Genomic DNA, 15,742 nt, shown 5'->3' with positions numbered 1-15,742 from the left:
TTAAACTTTCAATAGTTTTATTTTTTGATTTCATTAAAATAAACAAATACCTCTGATAAGAGCTCAATAAGCGCTGCACTTTTTTCTTGTCCCAAATATTCAACCAAACCATTTAATGAAGCATGAAATGCATCCGAAGCCTTTTTAATCACATCTTCTCCTTTCTCTGTAAGTCTTATTTGAACTACACGCCGGTCTTCCGGGTCTATACTACGCTCCACAAATCCATTAGACTCAAGGCCATTTACCAGTTGAGTTACGGTAGGAGAAGTAACTCTTAAAGTATTACTAATCTCTGAAATCTTTATTCCGGTAGCATCCGTCCCAACTTCCTTTTTGATACAAAACAAAACCCTAATCTCGCTGTGTTTTAATCCCACGATGGGCTTCTGATGCCAATTTATTCTATGAAACCGAGAAAAACATTCCACAAGCCGCTGCGCAGTCTCATTATTATTACGATCCATCTTCTCACCTCTAATATTTTTTCACTGAGCAATCATTTATTTAGGTTGCCTACCTAATTATATAATTATATATGCAATACGTCAATAGTAAAATTTTTGAATTAATAACAATACTACCATGAGGATTTTGGAATATATTTAAACTTGAAAGATAATACCGGCCTTTGGGCCGGTATCGGTGAATGTTCAAACTGTATTTATGATGCAATCATTTACAATATCTATGCATAGAATATATCTTGTATTGTTTGTATTTCTAAACACTGAGGAAACAGTGACACATACACTCCCGGTTGCATGAGAGATATACGGATCCGATATATACTTGTTCATTCTAAAATTAATCAGTTCATAATAATATCTTTTAAGAGAATTATCCGCACCAACGCTTGATGGATAATACATCAGACCTTTACGATGACCCTTTCTCTCACTGCTGAAAATGGTGTTACTAACCTGAATACCTTTTTCACTAAGTATGTAGCCGCATTTAATATTTAACCATTCATTATCACGTACGAATTGTAGTATCAGTCTGTCAAATTCCTCCGATTCGCTTTTTTCCAATTCAAAAACGAGATTACTTATGACAGAGTCTATCAATCTTTTATACCGCTTTTCACTCTTCATTTTCTTCTTCATATAGTTTTTCCAATGATCGGCAGTACATTTACCTTAGAATTCAGGCTTGCAATAAACCCGCTATCAATAAAATCCGGCTTGGCAAAATAGTACCCCTGAAGCATATGTGCCCCATATTCAAGGGCCATGTATACTTCTCCTTAATAAAAAACCTTAAAAAAAGTTACGCCTGTTCTCATACTTTCAGGGCATAGCTTTTCCTAAGACTTCATCGTCTATATTTTATTCTGTAAAATCCATGATAATATAAAATTGAAAAAAATACAATGCACAATTCGATTTATCTTTATTTTTTCAAAAATATTTATTATATATTCAAACGACAGGCATTATGCCTGTCATTTTTTATTCTCATTGGCATTTGAATCTTTCTCATCCTTTAGCACGCCTACTGCATTACACAGGGTATCACAAGTTCCTACAGCCCCTACCCCGATAAGAATTCCATAAAAAACATACTCTCTTATCAAAAGATTATCAAGACCTAAAAAGCTTACCAAAATCCCTAACGGAATAGCCAGCAAATGCGCATATTTTCTTTTCAAGCCAAACTTTTCAAGAGTTTCGACTAATGCATACACGATAGGAATCAACAAGGTAAAAGATAAATCCATATTGCTCACCTCAATATATCCTATGCACTTAGTCTACATAAAGTTCATTTTTTTCACAATAACCTCATACTCATTGACCCCAATACAAATCTCTTCCTTTTCTCCGTCCTCTCCAAAATGAATTCTTTATCATATGAAATAAAACAGGCACGTTGAAAAATCACCGCGCCTTTGCATAACTTTAATATCCAATATTATTCATCCAATGTTATCATAAATATATACTGTGTTACTATATTGTGTCAGTTATTTTCAAATCATTCAATAAAAATTCTATCCAATCATTACCTCAATCTCCCAACCGGACTATTACTGCATATCCATATCCGAGATAGACCTTAACTGTTGTACTTCATCATCCGACATAGTTTTTATAAGATCAAGTATTAAAATAATTCGGTCTTCAAAGTTTGCTATTCCTTTTATATATGCTCTGTCATTACCGTTTATACTGCCAGGTACAGATTCAATATCGTCATCATTAAGCTTGAAAATATCGGTTACCTCATCTACAATAAATCCAACCGTAGCCTCCTCATTATTCACGATAATAATTTTGCTGTCCTCATTAATAGTTTTATCATCCATATCAAATTTCTTCTTTAAATTAAATATAGGATTAATACGGCCTCTAAGGTTAATAATCCCTTCCAAATATTTTGGTGAATTGGGTACCTTAATAACTTTATAGCTCTTGCTTTTTACAATACCATTAATTGAATTGATATCAATACCATACTCTCCTCCACACAATTCAAAAGTAACCAACTGAACAAATGCCATCACACTCACCTCATTTATTTTTTTAAGATGATAAATTCCTGTTACGCTTTTGTTGCCAGACTATCCAATTCTTCGGAAAGACTGTTCATTTCTTCCAGTCCTGCACTCACTTCTTGTATGGCTGCTGCTTGCTGCTGTGTCGCATCTGTTGTTGAATTTGCCATTTCGACTGTTTTGCTGACCGACTTTTTTATATTTAACGTAAATTCTTTAATTTTATTGACAGTTTGTTTTGAATCACTTGAAAGTTTCCGTATTTCTTGTGCCACAACCCCGAATCCTAATCCTGCTTCCCCGGCTTTTGCTGCTTCTATTGCAGCATTCAATCCCAAAAGTCTGGTTTCATCCGCGATTTCTTTGATAAAGTCGATTACTTCATTTATTTGCTCTGTTAAAGTATTTACATTCTGAATCTCTTTATTTAGCAACGCTTGGTTATGATTCACTTCGGTTGCAGAGGCAGCCATCTGCTCCATGGTCGCCGATATTTGGGTAATACCTTCGTTTAAAATACCCGCCATGCCTCCTAGTTTATGCTGATCATACCACGTCTTAGTAATATTATTAGCTACAATCCAAAGAACGTTTGCAGCTGCTTCGATTCGTTCTTTAGACAAGGTTTTTACTTCTTTAACCGCTTCCATATATGCATCGGAATCTACACCAATTTCTTTAGCTATTTTTTCATATTTTTCAAATTCAGGTGAGTCTGTCAAAACCTGTCCCCCAAGTATCGTACCGATTTGTTTTCCTTCCAACATAATAGGAGCTGCAAAATCTATTAATCCGGCATGACATTCATAAACATAAGGTTTCCCTGTTCTTGCCGCTTCTTCTCCCCCTCTGCGGTGGGATTCGGCACACCTCTTATCACCAATATCTGTTGAATGAGTATAGTCCATGCAAAACCTTGTATACTTGCTTGGTTTTGTTACGGGGTTTCCGTCTAAATCTACTGTAACACTGGCCAGACCTATTCCTGTCGCAAAGTCATCCTGGAATTTTTGCAGAAATTCCAAGTCAATAATGTCTGTGAGTTTCACCTTGCTTAAATCAATAACGTTATTCATTTCGGTAGTTCTGTTACTCATCCTTTGCTCCCCCTCATATAGTAAATATTGGTTACTACTAATAATATATTTCGACATATTTCTACAAAACCCTCTAATATTTGATGATTTTTTTCGATAATCAACAGATAAATTTGATAATATCACACGTCTTTTGCAGGATTTGTTAAACTTTTGTCGAAACTATACTAGTATACGTCTTATACTTACAACACGAACTGCTATATCATTATCAAAGGAGGCCATCATATGAATCTGAAACTAAAAAGCAAGCTATTATTCATAGTAATAAGCTTATTTACTATCCTAGGCTTACTCCTATCTACCCTGGTATATTTTCAAACGAACGAGCTGTTTACCAACCAAGTACTCTTATCAGAAATGAACATTGCTTATCAGTTAATTGATGAAGAATATAAAGGAGTATGGAATATTCAAAATGACACCTTGTATAAAGGGAGCACATTAATTAATGAAAACTATGAATTGATAGATACTATTCATAAACTATCAGGTTCATATGTAACGATTTTCTTAAATGAAACGAGAGTATCGACAAATGTAATAAACGAAGATAGTACTAGAGCAATCGGCACGCAGGCTTCCCCTGAAGTAATAAATACGGTACTGACTCAAGGTAAAAGTTTCCACGGGAAAGCCATGGTTGTAGACAAACCTTTTCTTACACAATACAAACCTATTAAAGACGACGACGGAAACATCATTGGTATGTTTTTTGTAGGTATCCCCGAGGAAAATATAAAAAGCATTATGAAGCCTTTTGCGTATAAAATAGTGGCAATAATAGTTGCTGTGATGGCCGTATCTTTAAGTTTATTAATGTTAGCTATGAACAGTATTATTAATACGGTACAAAAAATCGTATTATCCATGAAAAAGGCAGAAACCGGTGATTTAACCTCGCTTATTGAAAATAAAAAACTTAAGCCTTGTTGGAAATTGCTGCACTGCGAGACGAAATCGTGTCCTGCTTACAACAGTGATAATCTTCGTTGCTGGCAAATATCCGGAACTCATTGTAGGGGCGAAGTCCAGGAAAATTTAGCAAGGAAATTAAAAGATTGCGAGCACTGCATCACCTATAAAAAAGCCAGCGGTGACGAGATACAGCAAATGATTGAATCATTTAACAATATGTTGATAGGTTTTAAAAATATAGCTAAAAATATTACTATATTATCCTCTCAAGTATCGGCATCTACTCAGCAATTAGCTGCAACTGCTGAAGAAAGTGGCGCTTCCGCTAGTGAGGTCGCAAAAACCATTGAACAAATAACTTGTGAAGCTGAAAAACAGGTACAATATATTAATGAGACTAACTCGCTAGCTAAGCAGCTTCAGACTACCTTAGATAAAGTAAATGAAGCTACATTGCATATGCATAATGTTTCTACGGCAGTTACCGAGTCTGCAAATGCAGGTAAACATGTAGTAAGCGGCGCTATTATCCAAATGAACAAAATAGAGGATTCCTCCAATCATGTTCAATCGGTAATTCAAGATCTGCATGTAAGCTCTGATAAAATCAGTAATATTGTACAGATAATTTCTTCTATATCCGAACAAATAAATCTATTAGCTCTAAATGCGGCCATTGAGGCTGCAAGAGCAGGGGAACAAGGAAAGGGTTTTGGAGTAGTTGCAGAAGAAATACGTAAATTAGCTGAAGAGACCAATAAGTCTTCACAAAGCATTTCCCAATTCATTAATAGCATTAGAAAGGAAATTGAGAACGTTATACTTTCTACAAGTGAAAATCAGAAAGAGATAGATATTGGAAAGCAAGAAATTACCAAAACAGAAACTGCCTTTAGTGATATTATTTCGTCGATAAAGCAGATTTCAGAGCAGATTAAAGAAGTTGTTAAATCCTCAACTCATATGACAAAAGATACTGAAGTAGTTAAAGAATCTATAGAAGGAATATCAAGTATTATCAATCAAACCGCTACAGCTTATAACCAGGTACTGGCTTTATCACAGGAACAAAATGCTGCTTCAGAGGAAATTGCTGCTTCTGCTGATGAATTAGATAAGATAGCGGCTGAATTAGTATCCACTGTACACCATTTAAAAATCGAATAATGATTTTAATTATAGATAAAAAACTATTGCCTGTAGGAAGATATAATATAAATAAAATCTTTCTACAGGCAATATCAACTTAATCTGGAATTTCTACTCTCGCTTGTGCATCAAATGTCTGCATTACTTAAACCAATGCGCTTTCCAATCCTGAATCGGCTACAAACAGAATGCTGTTAGGACATACCCTGATGACGTCCATCATCTGCTCATATCCGTTAGGCATGCCAAAAATATTGAGATCTGCCGGCTCATTTTCAACAACGCTCCAAAACTCACCAATGATCACCTTCACTTCTGTACTTCTAGGCAAGCGCGCATCCTCTACAAATTGGATCAGTTCCTCTTCAGCTCTCTTTTTCCCGGCGCTGTTTTTTACAACTCTTATTAAATATAAAGAAGCATTCCAGTTTCTGCTCAAATGCAGTGCACTTAAAACAGCCAGGTTTGTATTGGGACTTCTGTCTCTTAACCATAAGTTAACTCTCTTTTCCTGCCCTAGCCCATATTTAGGATGAAGATGCATACACATGAGACCGATTTTCAAACTCTTCAAACTATTCAACAGCACATTAAATTTATCCTGCTTTTCGGGTTGGTTGCTGATAGTAAAGAAAGCCGTATTAGGAGGTAAAAAAGTACTCATCATACTTTGCAATATAATTTGAAAATCCCTGCTAAATTCCCCACCTCTGATAATCACTTTATGTGCAAATAGGTTTTCACTTTTCAAAGGAACCAGCAGTTCATCAACACTGTGCTCAGTATCTTGCACACAGTTTCCTTCGCCGCAGATGGTCAGATAGTATACCCTACCCGATGGATAGATCAAACTCCTGACAAATCGCGATATACGTCTGAAATCTTCGGGTTTTTCAACCGGTATCACAATAGAAGGCTTCCAAAGACGAGGATGATAGGGCATAGACATCGCCTTTTGCGCCGCCCATTCGGTTACCGCCGTAAAGACACCACCCCGCACATCCCCCCAAGGAGATACAAGGTTCTTTTTGCTAAGAATATAATAGATAAAAACAACAACAAAAAGCGTAACCAGAGTGAATAACTGGTTAATGAGAAGCATTGCAAATAGGCAACCTAAGAACCCTATAATAGGCACCAAAATCGAGAGCAAAAAACGAGGCCTAAAACTAGTCACACCTATAAACTGTTCTAAAAATACAACAAGATTAATCATACCATAAGTTGTAAGGAAAAAAAGTGTCAATAGCTCTGCAAGGCTATTCAAGTTCCCTAGTAAAATAACAGCAAGGCTGATGACCGAAGATACTAATACCGCATTACGGGGCTCACCATTCGCTGCTTTCGCACCTAATTCTCTAGCAAAAGGTATGGTCCTGTTGTCTGCCAGCGCCGCTAAAGTTCTAGGTGCACCAACCAAAGTAGAAAGAGCCGACGATAGTACGGCACCCATAATCCCTGCAATAATTAACGGCTTTGAAAACGCCAACTCCATGATGATAGAACTGTTTGAGAGCAGCATCTCCTGTGAAGCTTGCCTTGCGAACCAAAACGCTAAAAGTATATAAACCCCTAATCCCGTAAATACTGCTGCCAGAGTACCCTTGATGATACTTTTTTTGGGGTTTTGCAGCTCACCCGACATGGACGCCCCCGCTAAAATCCCTGTAACAGCGGGAAAAAAAATAGCAAATGTCTCCCAAAAACCGGCTTGTTCAAATTTTCCTATTAAAGTGATTCCTTCAGTATTTATAGAAGGCCCGAGTAAAAAGGAAAAAATCGAAACTCCTACGGCAGCCAATACAATATACTGAAGGCGAAAAGCAAGTGTAGCGCTAACCATAGATATACCCGCCAGTACAAGCCAAGTGATCACACCAATTAACCACATAGGATGTTCCGGGAAGATAGATACCCACAACTCTGTAAATCCTGATATATAGAATGCGACTGAAATGGTTTGTGAAAGATACAGCGGAATCCCTATCGCTCCACCCATTTCCAACCCCAATGAACGCGCCACAATAGCGTAAGCACCTCCTGCTTCTATCTGAATGTTGGTCAGCATCGAAGACATGGATAACGTAGTGCAAATGGTAATTATATGTGCGATAAGAATGATTACCAGCGTACCTAAAAAGCCTGCATTACCGGTAATCCACCCTAATCGCAGGTACATGATTACTCCTAATATAGTTAAAATTGTAGGTGTAAAAACACCATCAAATGTTCTTAATCTTTTACTCTGCTCCATGCTATTCCTCCAATTATCTAAAAGTTTATTATATTAACCGGTTGTTCTATTTAGCTTTACATAAAGGACGAACTCCTTTATCCTTACAGTATCACTAAGTTAGCACACCGAGTTATATTATTTTTCAACATTAGCATAAATTATATAATAAATCAATGCAATTTACTATCTGTAAATTGCATTGATTTATCCCATTGGCATAAGATCATTCATTTGATATATACCACGTATTCAATAAATATAATAAAAAACTTAAATCCCATCTAAAAAAGAGAAAACATCCCCTCCCGCTTAGATGTTTCCTCTTCACACTTATAAACTATATTTCACCAACTTATCCGCATGCTGAACAGCCGGAGCATCCGCTGCATTTTGATCCTGCTTCTTTTACAACGCGTGTAATAGAAAAAGAACATCGATCTATCGAATACTCATGTTCCGTCCCATCATCAATCATTACTTTATTATCGTCAAAATCAATCTTGAGGGGTACCAGATCCATGATGCTTTCATTAAATAGATTGGGCTTATATGAAGGTTTAAATATTTTCTTGTTTCCATCATGGTCTATAGCTTCTATTCTATCGGTTGAAGTAATAAGAGATTTTATCCTTCCATCTTCATAAAAGTTCAGTGAGTTGATATCCCCATGGATCCCAATGGCATTGGCATCAAATGCGTGGATTCGCCCAATACATGTATCTACAGGAACAGGTTCAACAGGCTCTACCGATTTGATTTGACCATTAGGATATACTGCAATCCCTATACGCGTCTCGGTCATTCCTGTCGGGGTTTGCAGCGTTACAGTATCTTTAGGCCAAAATGTCAAACTTTTGATGCTTCCATTCTCATAAAACTGTATGCATATGATTTTTTTCTTAAATGTACCAAACGAGAATTCGAACTGAAATTCACGGGCTAATTCATACTCATCCTCTTCAGTCCAATACCCTGACATTTTCCCGTTTAACGGAAATATGCGATGAATACTTTCGTCTTCATAAAATGTGACAAGCTCCGCCGGTATAGTACCAACTTCTGTGCTTATATCTGTTTGTGACTGAAGAGAAATACTTTTTAAATTTCCGTTCTGATAAAAGGATAAGGAATTGATATATTTCCGCCTTACACCATCATTCTCGTATTGAGGTATTAGCGCCCCATAAAGCGTATTAATACTGTTTTCTTCACCCAGAATACACTCCTTGATACTTCCGTCAGGATATACTTCTGCAGAAGATATCCCAGACAACATCCCATATTTTGTTGCCAACTCATTCATAAATTCACCCCTTCATTATGCATGATCATTTCTTAGAAAAAATAAAAAGGCGCAATGAATAATTCACTGCACCGTTGCTTCAACACATTCAAACATATACTGTTCAATTCTATGCTTTTCACATCATCGTTCTATTTATATACTATAGTACTACACTTTCGCATCTTATTCAATAAACTTTTTATCTAAAGTGCGCTGTTATATACTGCTAATTATATTAAAAATCCACAACAAACCTTAACATTATCTTGAGCTATATCGTTATACACTCACCGATTTCCTCTAAGAATACTGTGCGCGGAAAACTATCCCGCACTTTCTCATAGCATTTTTTCGCCGCATCTATCCAACCGTCACTATCAAGTTCCTTATAGGGAAGGTGCATTGCCACGATATTCTTTGGCCTGATATACTTTTCAATCATTTGCCTGCCGGCCGCAATACTGATATAGGGAAAGGGCGCTATCAGCAAATCTATATCCTCTCGTATCAGATTCAGATCCATATAATTCTCTTGGGCAGGTTTTGCATCGCCCACATGTAAGATTTTCTTTCCTCCTACATTAATGAGATATGCAAAATTTTCAACCTCTTCATATTCCTTGCCCATATGCAGCATGGATATGGCTTGAATATCAATCCCGTTCAAATGGATATCTTCTGTTTGATACTTTTTAGGTTCTACTTTTATCAACCTGCTTTCTTTCGAATCGAAAAAAACACTATTTAACATCATCATAGACTGAGGGGTCGCTAGCGCAAAGGCTTTTTCATTGCGCTCCATAAAACTTTCTACACTCTCAGCATCAAAATGGTCGGTATGGTGATGTGTGAATAATAACATATCAATATCGTTAAATGGTGAAATGCCTAGCATGATCTGCTGCTTTACTTCATCAGGGATACGTTTGTATATAGGCATCCTTGGATTACAAAAGCTGTCGATTAGTATTTTTTTTTCATTTATTTCTAACATGACACCCGCATTAGATATATACGTCAATTTGTTTAAATGATTCAAAGTATATCCTCCTTGATCTGTACCGTTAGATTATGTTCTAAGCATATCATAAAAGAGATAGTTCCGATACTACTTCTTACCAAATCCAACTTTGTACGATAAGCTAGGTTCGGGTGTTATACGCTTTATCTGCATGATAGGAACTTCTCACCAACGGCCCTGATTCCACATAATCAAATCCCATCTCTAATCCTATTTCCTTATACCTTTCAAACACATCTGGATGTATATATTCTACAATGGAATGATGTTTTTTTGAAGGCTGCAGATATTGACCAATGGTTAAAAAGTTACATTTTACTTTTCTCAAATCTCTAAGCACTTGAATAACTTCTTCTTCATGCTCTCCAAGACCTACCATGATCCCTGATTTCGTTAATATGCTGTTATCCTTTTGCTTAACATTCTCCAGCAAATCTAATGAACGTTGATATTGTGCCATGGGTCTTACCGTGGCATAAAGTCTTGGAACAGTCTCCATATTATGGTCGATAATCTCGGGTTTTGCATCAATGACTTTGGATAAAGCATCAACATTCCCGTCAAAATCGGGAATCAACACTTCTACAACGGTTTTTTCATTCAAATCCCTTATTTTTTCAATCACATTCACAAAATGTCCGGCTCCACCATCCGGTAAGTCGTCACGGGTTACCGACGTCACCACAACATGTTTTAAGCCCAGTTCCTTGACAGCCTGTGCCACATGTAGGGGTTCTTCCGGGTCTAACGGCTGTACTTGTGCTTTTTCTACTCCGCAAAAAGTACAGTTTCTTGTACATATTTTCCCCATAATCATAAAAGTAGAAGTCTTCCTATTGTAACATTCCATACGATTGGGACAACTGGCTTCTTGACATACTGTATTCAATGAAAGCTCATTTAATATGGTTTGAACAAAATCCATATTCTCTCCGCTATAAGACTTAACCTTAAGCCATTCAGGCTTTCTTATATTCAACATCCCCACTCCCCCTAGCACTAATATTACAGTTTCTGCAATATACTTAACTTTTGTAAAAACTGTTGTCTTTCCAACATTTTAATTTCTACATCAAAGACCTTAGCTAAGCACTGCGTTACCAATTCTGCCGTTTTAGCAAAATCCTGCTTTTTTCCCAATATCTTTTCCAGGGAAGTAACTCCCTTGTCCCCAATCCCGCAGGGTACAATCCACTTAAAGTGCTCCATATTCGTATTAACATTAAACGCAAATCCATGCATTGATACCCAGCGTTTGATCGCAAAACCAATCGCAGTGATCTTTTCCTGTCCGACCCATACCCCCGTATGCACAGGATCTCTTCCGGCATCAATATCATATTGCTTTTTAAGCAATTCAATAAAGATCTCTTCTATATTTCCTACGAATTTACGTACATCTTTTCCAAAGTTATTAAGGTCAAAAATGGGATATCCTATCAATTGACCCGGTCCATGGTATGTCACGTCCCCACCCCGGCTCACCTCATAAATCCGAATACCTTGCTCTTCTAAAAACTGCTTTGATGCTAGTATATTAGACTGTGCGGCACGTCGTCCCATTGTCAATACAGGAAAATGTTCCAGTAATAACAGTGTATCTTGTATGTCTCCTTGCATTCTTAACGTCAGCACTTTTTCTTGTATATCCAAAGCTTCATTATAGTCTATTAATCCTAAATTTACAACTTGAACGACCATACACATCATCCCCTTATCTTCATATATCATATAGGACATTTATATTGATTATTAAACATGTCTTATTGTATCTTTGATAAAAAATTACAATATAATGTTATTTTTTATCGTTAATATTAATGATTTTATCATGTTTTCACATTCCGGTCAATTACTCATTTCTTTTTCATATTCGTAAAAAGTCACTGGAGTCATATGACTCCAGCGACTTTTTTGAATCATTAAACTAATACTCTGCAGTATCAGCACACATTGATAATGTAATATTTAAATTACCGTTCCTACATCGCAACGCATCCAAAAACTGTTTTTGACTCACTTTATTATCCATTATGACTGTATAAACCAGCTCATACAGACTTCCTAAATCTGTGGTTCTAATTTTCCTAAGATCATAACCAGTTGTAAACTGTTCGAATATCTCATCAAATGCACCCTCATAGTCTAAATCTTCAGGAATGGTAATTTTAAGCAATTTCTGAGATGTTTTCCTTGCTCCGAAATCCATCAAATGAAGAATTACCATCAGCAGGCAAAGAGCTACCGTGAACAAAACCGCGTATCCGTAAAATCCAACTCCGCTGGCAAGTCCTGCCGCCATTGTGAAGAGTACATAAGCAATGTCTTTAGGATCACCCGGGGCACTCCTGAACTTGATGATTGAAAAGGCGCCGGCCAAACTGAATGCTCTTGCAACATTACTTCCTATTAACAGGATAATGATTGCGATCACCGTAGGTACAAGCACTAATGTTAGTGAAAAGTTCTGCGAATAACTGCTTTTGGCACATGTTTTCATATACGTCAAGCTTATAAGCCCGCCTAATACAAATGATACGAGAATAGTTACTATTGCACTTGTCAGCGATATTGAGGTACTAACCGAAGTTGTGTTAAGTATTGTTTCCAACATATATTTTCTTCCCCCTTAAACTTTTTATTATTAAGCAGTGTTTTTTCATATTCCTTTCCGTATTTTGAAAAACCGGTACTAAATACTCTGTATTCGGAAAGCAGTTTTGATAACCAAACGGGAATACTTTTTTCCGCTTTAACTTCCATAAGCCACCGCTCATTGTCCAGCAATTTCTCTCCATGGTCACCGGCTTCAAGTCTTAAATCATGTCTTCTCGTTCTTATGTTTGTATCAAATGTAATCCTTAGATCACGGCTTTCTTTGCTGAATAAGGCCTTTCTATCATACGCCAAGTAAAGCTTTGGCTCAATGTCATATATCTTTAACATATATTCTATTTCATTCAGAACCTGCTTGTTCATATACTCTTTCCATTCAGGCTTTATGCCTGTACTTACAAAATCATACGCTTCACTGAGTTCTAATGTGGTCCTTCTTTTGTTTACCAGTCCACACACCTTTTTCTTGATTTCCAAATATACCTTTGCATCCTTTTGAGGGACACCATATGCCCTGAGACGGAGTTTTTCTTTGTATTTAGGCTTGGATAACGAGGTCCTTATTAAATGGTTATCTTTGGTATCAAAATATATATTGCTGATGGTATAGAGCTGATGGTTCTTGTTGTATTCATCAAGCTCCATATAATCATTTAGCTTATCTTGAATTTTTTCATAAGTTTCGGTATCAAGTAAAAATTTGTTTTCATATCTGTTAAAAACTTCTATCGCCATCATTCTGCACCTTCCTTTGAAAAGTTTCCATTTCTGCTTTTCTACTTTGTTCTCATTGTTGTTGCTTTCATTCTACACAGTGCACCTTAAATGAACCTTAAAAATTTTACATAGATTTAACAATTCATAAATTATTCACATTTAAGGTTAATTAAAGGTTTGCTATGATATAATACAATCAATAAAACTAAGAACGGAGGGCCTATGATGCGTATATTAATCGTAGAAGATGAAATTCATTTAGCAGAAGCTTTAACACAAATATTAAAAAAGAATAACTATTCCGTTGATACGGTTCATGATGGGGAATCGGGAGTGGATAATGCTTTAAGCAATATATACGATTTGATACTATTAGACATTATGCTTCCTAAAATGGATGGGATCAGCGTCCTTCAAAATATAAGGAAAAACGAAATTACAACGCCGGTCATTCTTCTTACCGCAAAAGGGGAAATTTCAGATAAAGTAACAGGACTTGACAGTGGCGCCGATGATTATTTGGCAAAACCTTTTGCATCTGAAGAGTTATTGGCAAGGATAAGAGCTATTTCAAGACGCAAAGGGGAAATCGTAACTGATAATACTTTAAAGTATGGCGATGTTCAATTAAATACTGCAAACCTCAAGCTCTCACAAGGCAGTAAAGAAGTAAAGCTTACATTAAAAGAAAGTGAGCTGCTGGAGTTTCTTATTCTCAGAAAAAATGCCGTCGCATCCAAAGAATTAATTATTGAAAAGCTTTGGGGGTTCGATTCTGAAGTTGAGCATAACCATGTTGAAGTCTATATTTCTTTTTTAAGAAAAAAGCTTGTATTTTTAAATTCAAATGTAACAATAAACACTGTACGCGGGGTAGGATATGTACTGGAGGTAAAAGATTAAATGTTTATAAAACTTAGAAACAAGTTTCTGATCCTTAATTTAGTCATTATTTCAGTTATGATGATCATGGCATTTTCTTCTATATATTTGATAACCTATAATGACGTACGTAAGGATATTGATATGGAACTCCATAAGATATCGGATTTTTACCATAAAAGCAATAAATCTTTAAAAGAGCCGCGTGATGACTTCGACAAGAATGGGCCACCGTCTGACTTTGATGATCTTCAACCTCCACGGGAACGTTCGGTTGCTTTTACTTTAATAACCGATAGTCAATGGAATATCACAACGATTTCATCTATATTTGATATGAATGATGAATTTTATCAAACAGCTAAAAAAGCTATGCTTTCCAAAGGAATGAATTCCGGCAATCTAAAACTGGACGGCAATGATTGGGCCTTTATGATTACCCCTCACTTTGATGGTTACAGGATAGTATTTTTAGACATCACTTCACAGCAAAGTATTCTTACAAATCTGATCTACACTTTTTTAGTTGTCGCAGCGGTTATGCTGATTATTATTTTCTTTATCAGCCGTTTCTTTGCAAACAGGTCTATACAGCCCATTAAAGAAGCTTTTGACAGACAAAAACAATTTGTTGCCGATGCCTCACATGAACTAAAAACACCACTTTCTGTAATCAATACTAATGTGGATGTACTTTTATCCAATGGTGAAGAAAATATTAACAGCCAGTCCAAATGGCTCCATTATATTAAGTCTGAAGCTGAAAGAATGACTAAACTTACAAATGACCTTTTGTACCTGACGCAACTAGATTACTCAGATATTAAAATGATTTTTGCTGATTTTAATCTTAGTGAGATCGTTGAAAATGTTATCCTAACCATGGAAGCAATCATTTTTGAAAGCAATATCTCGCTCGATTATGAAATCCAGCCTAATTTGATGACACATGGCAACAGCGAACAGATTAAACAGGTAGTAATGATTCTTTTGGATAATGCTATAAAATATACTAATCATAAAGGATTGATAAATATTTCTTTGAAGAAACACTTCAATGCTATTGTATTATCTGTAACAAATACCGGTGAGGGAATTTCAGAAGAGCATATTGATAGAATATTTGACAGATTTTATCGTACTGATAAGTCTCGGGCAAGGAAAAGCGGCCGCTATGGTCTTGGCTTGGCTATAGCTAAAACAATTGTTGAGCAGCATGGAGGAAAAATCACTGCTAAAAGTGTTTTAAACCAGAGCACAACCTTTAGTGTCGAACTTCCTATAGATAGCCAAAAGTAGAATGATAATTTTCTAACTTACA

16 protein-coding genes are annotated in these 15,742 nt (G+C 36.3%); 3 read left to right on the top strand and 13 right to left on the bottom strand.

The features are described 5' to 3' along the window. Positions 1–17: 17 nt before the first annotated feature. The 6 genes from QKW49_RS19030 to QKW49_RS19005 all read right to left on the bottom strand — a co-directional run bounded on the left by QKW49_RS19030 (position 18) and on the right by QKW49_RS19005 (position 3,597). Positions 18–467 (bottom strand): MarR family transcriptional regulator, encoded by a 450-nt coding sequence (locus QKW49_RS19030; protein WP_282864219.1) that lies wholly within the window; start codon positions 465–467, stop codon positions 18–20. A gap of 186 nt (positions 468–653) precedes the next feature. Continuing rightward, entirely contained in the window at positions 654–1,109 is a 456-nt protein-coding gene (locus QKW49_RS19025; protein WP_282864218.1) for a PDC sensor domain-containing protein, read from the bottom strand. After that, complete coding sequence (locus tag QKW49_RS19020; RefSeq protein WP_282864217.1) at positions 1,106–1,237, bottom strand: hypothetical protein; 132 nt, start codon at positions 1,235–1,237, stop codon at positions 1,106–1,108. The genes QKW49_RS19025 and QKW49_RS19020 overlap by 4 nt, the downstream gene beginning before the upstream one ends. 210 nt (positions 1,238–1,447) lie before the next feature. After that, positions 1,448–1,723 carry a hypothetical protein gene (locus tag QKW49_RS19015; RefSeq protein WP_282864216.1) on the bottom strand — a complete coding sequence of 92 codons (276 nt, stop codon included), beginning with the start codon at positions 1,721–1,723 and terminating at the stop codon, positions 1,448–1,450. Between the two features lie 309 nt (positions 1,724–2,032). Next, a complete protein-coding gene (locus tag QKW49_RS19010; RefSeq protein WP_282864215.1) occupies positions 2,033–2,506 on the bottom strand; it encodes a chemotaxis protein CheW in 474 nt (157 codons plus the stop codon). Between the two features lie 41 nt (positions 2,507–2,547). After that, on the bottom strand, positions 2,548–3,597 hold the full coding sequence (locus tag QKW49_RS19005; protein ID WP_282864214.1) for a PocR ligand-binding domain-containing protein: 1,050 nt from the start codon (positions 3,595–3,597) through the stop codon (positions 2,548–2,550). A 228-nt stretch (positions 3,598–3,825) separates the two neighbouring features. Here QKW49_RS19005 and QKW49_RS19000 point away from each other — a divergent pair, with 228 nt between their 5' ends. Further along, positions 3,826–5,682 carry a methyl-accepting chemotaxis protein gene (locus QKW49_RS19000; RefSeq protein ID WP_282864213.1) on the top strand — a complete coding sequence of 619 codons (1,857 nt, stop codon included), beginning with the start codon at positions 3,826–3,828 and terminating at the stop codon, positions 5,680–5,682. Between the two features lie 127 nt (positions 5,683–5,809). Here QKW49_RS19000 and QKW49_RS18995 read toward each other — a convergent pair whose 3' ends face one another. From QKW49_RS18995 to QKW49_RS18965, 7 genes are all read right to left on the bottom strand, one after another. Continuing rightward, complete coding sequence (locus QKW49_RS18995; protein WP_282864212.1) at positions 5,810–7,918, bottom strand: amino acid permease; 2,109 nt, start codon at positions 7,916–7,918, stop codon at positions 5,810–5,812. Positions 7,919–8,252: 334 nt separating this feature from the next. Then, entirely contained in the window at positions 8,253–9,203 is a 951-nt protein-coding gene (locus QKW49_RS18990; RefSeq protein ID WP_282864211.1) for a hypothetical protein, read from the bottom strand. Between the two features lie 253 nt (positions 9,204–9,456). Further along, on the bottom strand, positions 9,457–10,224 hold the full coding sequence (locus tag QKW49_RS18985; RefSeq protein ID WP_282864210.1) for an MBL fold metallo-hydrolase: 768 nt from the start codon (positions 10,222–10,224) through the stop codon (positions 9,457–9,459). A 103-nt stretch (positions 10,225–10,327) separates the two neighbouring features. Further along, a complete protein-coding gene (gene lipA, locus QKW49_RS18980) occupies positions 10,328–11,185 on the bottom strand; it encodes a lipoyl synthase (protein ID WP_282868185.1) in 858 nt (285 codons plus the stop codon). A gap of 26 nt (positions 11,186–11,211) precedes the next feature. Beyond that, a complete protein-coding gene (lipB, locus tag QKW49_RS18975) occupies positions 11,212–11,907 on the bottom strand; it encodes a lipoyl(octanoyl) transferase LipB (protein WP_282864209.1) in 696 nt (231 codons plus the stop codon). A gap of 226 nt (positions 11,908–12,133) precedes the next feature. After that, on the bottom strand, positions 12,134–12,820 hold the full coding sequence (locus tag QKW49_RS18970) for a DUF4956 domain-containing protein (protein ID WP_282864208.1): 687 nt from the start codon (positions 12,818–12,820) through the stop codon (positions 12,134–12,136). Further along, positions 12,769–13,557 (bottom strand): polyphosphate polymerase domain-containing protein, encoded by a 789-nt coding sequence (locus tag QKW49_RS18965; protein ID WP_282868183.1) that lies wholly within the window; start codon positions 13,555–13,557, stop codon positions 12,769–12,771. Before QKW49_RS18965 ends, QKW49_RS18970 begins: the two co-directional genes overlap by 52 nt. Before the next feature lie 207 nt (positions 13,558–13,764). Between QKW49_RS18965 and QKW49_RS18960 the strand changes: the two genes are divergently transcribed. Further along, complete coding sequence (locus QKW49_RS18960) at positions 13,765–14,442, top strand: response regulator transcription factor (RefSeq protein WP_282868182.1); 678 nt, start codon at positions 13,765–13,767, stop codon at positions 14,440–14,442. Next, on the top strand, positions 14,443–15,720 hold the full coding sequence (locus QKW49_RS18955) for a HAMP domain-containing sensor histidine kinase (RefSeq protein ID WP_282864207.1): 1,278 nt from the start codon (positions 14,443–14,445) through the stop codon (positions 15,718–15,720). Positions 15,721–15,742: the final 22 nt, after the last annotated feature.

It is taken from the genome of Petroclostridium sp. X23, from assembly GCF_030013905.1.
Classification (GTDB): domain Bacteria; phylum Bacillota; class Clostridia; order SK-Y3; family SK-Y3; genus X23.
This window is presented reverse-complemented; position numbering and strand designations above follow the sequence as displayed.